Raw genomic sequence first — 4,216 nt, forward strand, 5'->3', positions numbered from 1 at the left:
GGAAGCTAAGCCTCACAGCGCCGATGGTACTGCAGGGGGGACCCTGTGGGAGAGTAGGACGCCGCCGAACAATCATTCAGAAAAGCCCCTGATCCTTTCGGATCAGGGGCTTTTCGCATTTCCGTTTCTGCTCAGTTGTCGTCGTCGTCCGGCAGCTGGGTGTCATCGGTCTTCGGCTGGCCCTGGGCGTCCGCCGGTGTCGCCCCGGCCGATGCCGGCGCCGAAGGCCCTCCCGACGGAGCCGCCGCGGAGGGAGCCGCTGCTGCCGGAGTGTCGGAGGGTGCTTCGGACGGTGCTTCGGACGGGGCCTCCGAGGGAGCCTCGGACTGGGGCGCCTGGGCTGCCGCCGGTACCGCCGCGGTTCCCCAGGCCGGTCGGCTGAGCCACTGGTCCGCGCTGTTGGTGAGCCGGGCGACGCCCGTGCCGTCCGGTCGCATGCTGTAGAGATCGGCGCCGGAGCCTGCGGGCGCCTGGGCGAAGACGATCGACGTGCCGTCAGGTGCGTAGGCCGCGGTGCCGTAGAACACGGTGGAGGGGGCGGGGGTGAGGGCGCCGATGGCGCTGCCGTCGGGGTGGACGGTGTAGATGCCGCCGCCGGGGGCGTTGTCGGGGCCGGCCGGGTAGGTGGTGAAGAGGATCTGGGTGCCGTCGGGGGACCAGGCGGCGCGGTCGCCGGCGCGCAGTTCCCAGGGGGTGAGCTGGCGGAGCCCGGTGCCGTCGACGCCGACCACGTAGACGGCCCGGCTGTTGGCGGGCTGCCCGGTGGCGCTGGTGCGGTACTCGAAGGTCAGCTGCTTGCCGTCGGGGGACCAGCTGGGGTTGCTGACCGCACCGGAGTAGGGCTTGTCGTTGGTCAGGAAGGTGAGCCGCTGGACGCTGGTGCCGTCCGGGCTCATCAGGTAGAGGTCCGAGTACTGGACCTGGTTGTTGTGGGCCGCGTCCAGGGCGCCCCAGGAACGGCTGAAGGCCAGTTGCTTGCCGTCAGGGGAGAAGGCGGGGGCGCGTTCGTCCTCGTTGGCGCAGTCGGTGGTGGCGCTGCTGGTGTCGCAGAGCTGGCTGATCTGGTGGGCGTTGTCGCCGTCGGTGGAGACCGTCCAGATGCGGGCGGTGCCGTTCTGCGGGTCGGTGCGGTCGAAGGCGATGGCGCTGCCGTCGGGGGACCAGTCCGGGCGGTCGTCGAGGACGCGTGCGGTCGGCTGGGTGACCTGGTGGCGGCCGGTGCCGTCGGGGCCGAGGGTGACGATGGCGCTGGTGGTGCGGGCGGCGTCGGTGTAGGCCCGGCTGACGATCAGTCCGTTGTGGGCCTGGGCGTTCGCGGCGCCGACGACGCCGGGGGTCGCGGTCGGGGTCGGGTCCGGGGTGGCGGTGGGGGATTCCGGACGGATCTCGGAGAGCGGGATGTCGCCGGGCTCGGCCCCGCACCCGGTGAGCAGGGTGCCCAGAAGCAGGAGGCCCGCACCGGCGCTTGCGCGGGTGCGGGCCTTGCCGCTGGGGGACTGCTGTGTGCCGGTGATCCGTGTCATCTCCGTCTCCGACCTTTCCGACCGCTCCGACGCGTGCCCCGGTTCCGAGGAGGGAGGGGCGCAGGACGAGTCCAGGAGAGAAGGCCCCTGGAAGGAGCTGTCACTGTGTCAGACGGGGAGCTGCGGGCGGCCGGGCGACACGCGACGGAGTGCTTCCGCTCGGTCGCTCGGAGTAGACGCCCCTGGGAAAGAAGGAGGCGCAGCGGAGCAGGGTGGACGGAGCGGGTTCAGCCCCGGGCCGCGCGGCGCTCGGCCTTGGCGAGGGCCTCCGCCTCGTCCTCGGCCTCGGCGACCTCCAGGGTGGGCGCGGTGCCGCCGAGGTGGGTGGGCAGCCACCAGGTGTCCTCGGGGCCGGCGGGCTTGCCGGGGTACTCGCGCTGGGCCTGGTCGAGCATCTCGCTCATGGCGGCGCGCAGCTTTCTGGTCACCATGACGGGCTTGTCGTCCGGGCCCAGGTGAATCGGTTCGCCAATCATGATCGTCACCGGGACGTGCCGCTTGGTGAGGGTCTTCGGGCGGCCCTTGGTCCAGAGCTGCTGGGTGCCCCAGAGGATGACCGGCAGCAGCGGGGTGCCGGAGTCGGCGGCCATCCGGGCCGCGCCGGTCTTGAACTTCTTCAGCATGAACGAGCGGCTGATCGTCGCCTCGGGGAAGACCCCGACGACCTCGCCGGCCTTCAGGGCGCGGACCGCGGCCTCGTAGGCGGGCTGGCCGTCGGTGCGGTCGACCGGGATGTGCTTCATGCCGCGCATCAGCGGGCCGGAGACGCTGTGCCGGAAGACGTCGTCCTTGGCCATGAAGCGGGTCTTGCGCTTGCCGCCGCGGTAGGCGCCGAGCCCGGCGAAGAGGAAGTCCAGGTAACTGATGTGGTTGCTGACCAGCACCGCTCCGCCCCTGGCGGGGATGTGCTCGGCGCCGATGATCTTGATCCGCACGTCGAGCGCACGGAAGGCGGTGAGTGCGGCGCCGATCACCGGCGGGTAGACGAACTCTGCCACGGTCAGTCCTGACTTCCACGGGCCGGGGCCCGGTACGGCGGGTACCCGCGCCGTGCGCGGGAGCCGACCGGAGCACGGCACGCCGCGGCGGTCACGGGTGATACACGGAGATGATCCCCCGAACGAGTGCCTGCTGTCACCTGAGGCGGCCAGTCAAGCGAATATTCGCGATGTGATCTCCGTGATGAACCGGGGTCGGAGCTTTTCCGTCTCCCGACCGTATTCCGGAGCGTCGGACTGCGGAACGCCGCGAGCCGTCGGGGTTCAGGCCCCGGCGCCGAGGCGGCCTTGGGCGCGCCGGACGATCGGGTAGATCTCGCAGCCCAGGCAGTAGCCGAAGGCGGCGTTCAGGAACGCGGCGGCCAGGGCGAACCCGGTGGCCGACAGAGCGAGCCAGGTGACTCCGGTGAGGTACCCGAGGGTGCCGACCGCGGCGAAGACGGCCCCGCCGCCCTGGGCGAAGCGCACCGGCCGCTCGTCCTCGGTCTCGTTCGGCGGCGCCAGGCGCGGCGCGACGAAGGTGTGGAACAGCCAGCCGTACGGGGAGAGCCGGGGGCCGCCGGACGCGGCGAGCGTGAAGACGACCGCCTGGGCGGTCAACAGCAGGCCGCTGCCGGTGAGCAGGACGGCGACCAGGACGAGGGTGGTGAGCGCGGCGGCGAAGCGGGCACCGCGGGGGTCGGTCTGCACGGGGGCTCCGGAAGGGTCGCGACGGGCGGCTGCGGCGTGGCGCGTCAGCGACGGCGGGCGGTGGCGGCCGAGCCCCGGTCGACGAGGCGACGGACGGTCAGCAGCGGCGGGGAGGGGCGGTCGGAGTCCACCTGCCGATCGTACGGGCCCGGTGTCGACTGGTCGACCTCCCTTCCGGAGCCCGCTCGTGCTGTCGCAGACTGGAGGGATGACCGGACCGGTGGTGTGCCTCCTCGTGCTGACGGCGGCGACCGGGTTCGGGCTGTCGAGGGTCGGGCGCGACGGAAGGATGCGGGTGCGCACTAAGGACGGGACGGTACGGCTGTCGGAGGAGGACCTGGGCGGGCCGCTCGGTGAGCGGGCGACCCTGGTGCAGTTCTCCACCGCCTTCTGCCAGCCCTGCCGGGCCACCCGGCGGGTGCTCGCCGAGGTGGCGGGGATGGTCGACGGGGTCGCCCACGTCGAGCTGGACGCCGAGGCGCAGCTGGAGCTGGTCCGCCGGCTGGCGGTGCTACGGACGCCGACCGTCCTGGTGCTGGACGCGGCCGGGCGGGTGGTGCGCCGGGCGGCGGGGCTGCCGCGCAAGGCGGACGTGATCGCCGCGCTCGGCCGGGCGGTGTGACGAGCGTCGCCCGGTGGGGTGGAGCGACCCCCGTCTGGGGCAGGATGGGCGCGAGCGGCGCGCCTGCCGTCCGGCCTAAGCTACTGGCCAGTAGTGATGAGTGGACTACCGGCGAGTATGCTGCCAGGAAGTTCCGGACCGGCACGGGAAACTCGCTGCCCGGAGCGGGTGCGCACCGTGTTCGCACCCGCTTGCACGCCGCAGCCGCCGGACGAGACCAGTACAGGAGACAAGGCCGTGAGTTTGAGGATCGTTGTCTGTGTGAAGTACGTGCCGGACGCGACGGGTGACCGTCGTTTCGCGGACGACCACACCACGGACCGGGAGGGCGTGGACGGCCTCCTGTCGGAGCTGGACGAGTACGGCGTCGAGCAGGCGCTGCG

The 4,216-nt window shown here is 72.2% G+C and carries 4 protein-coding genes, 1 rRNA gene and 1 pseudogene; 3 read left to right on the forward strand and 3 right to left on the reverse strand.

Annotated elements, in window-relative coordinates; genetic code table 11:
- Positions 1-70: ribosomal RNA gene (gene rrf / locus ABTZ03_RS44375) — 5S ribosomal RNA — on the forward strand; the annotation flags it as partial.
- A 61-nt stretch (positions 71-131) separates the two neighbouring features.
- On the opposite strand, the gene ABTZ03_RS43950 is transcribed toward rrf, so the two are convergent.
- The 3 genes from ABTZ03_RS43950 to ABTZ03_RS43960 all read right to left on the reverse strand — a co-directional run bounded on the left by ABTZ03_RS43950 (position 132) and on the right by ABTZ03_RS43960 (position 3,211).
- Positions 132-1,523 carry a TolB family protein gene (locus tag ABTZ03_RS43950; protein ID WP_350518898.1) on the reverse strand — a complete coding sequence of 464 codons (1,392 nt, stop codon included), beginning with the start codon at positions 1,521-1,523 and terminating at the stop codon, positions 132-134.
- Positions 1,524-1,750: 227 nt separating this feature from the next.
- The gene (locus ABTZ03_RS43955) at positions 1,751-2,521 is read right to left on the reverse strand and encodes a lysophospholipid acyltransferase family protein (RefSeq protein ID WP_350518899.1); all 771 of its coding nucleotides are present in this window, start codon (positions 2,519-2,521) and stop codon (positions 1,751-1,753) included.
- 264 nt (positions 2,522-2,785) lie between these two features.
- Positions 2,786-3,211, reverse strand: a complete 426-nt coding sequence (locus tag ABTZ03_RS43960; protein ID WP_350518900.1) for a DUF4395 domain-containing protein — start codon at positions 3,209-3,211, stop codon at positions 2,786-2,788.
- 208 nt (positions 3,212-3,419) lie between these two features.
- On the opposite strand from ABTZ03_RS43960, the gene ABTZ03_RS43965 reads away from it, so the two are divergent.
- Positions 3,420-3,833 carry a thioredoxin family protein gene (locus tag ABTZ03_RS43965; protein ID WP_350518901.1) on the forward strand — a complete coding sequence of 138 codons (414 nt, stop codon included), beginning with the start codon at positions 3,420-3,422 and terminating at the stop codon, positions 3,831-3,833.
- A gap of 237 nt (positions 3,834-4,070) precedes the next feature.
- Positions 4,071-4,216 (forward strand): annotated as a pseudogene (locus tag ABTZ03_RS43970) (electron transfer flavoprotein subunit beta); the annotation flags it as partial.

This window comes from Kitasatospora sp. NPDC096077, assembly GCF_040303245.1.
In the GTDB taxonomy this organism is placed as follows: Bacteria; Actinomycetota; Actinomycetes; order Streptomycetales; family Streptomycetaceae; genus Kitasatospora.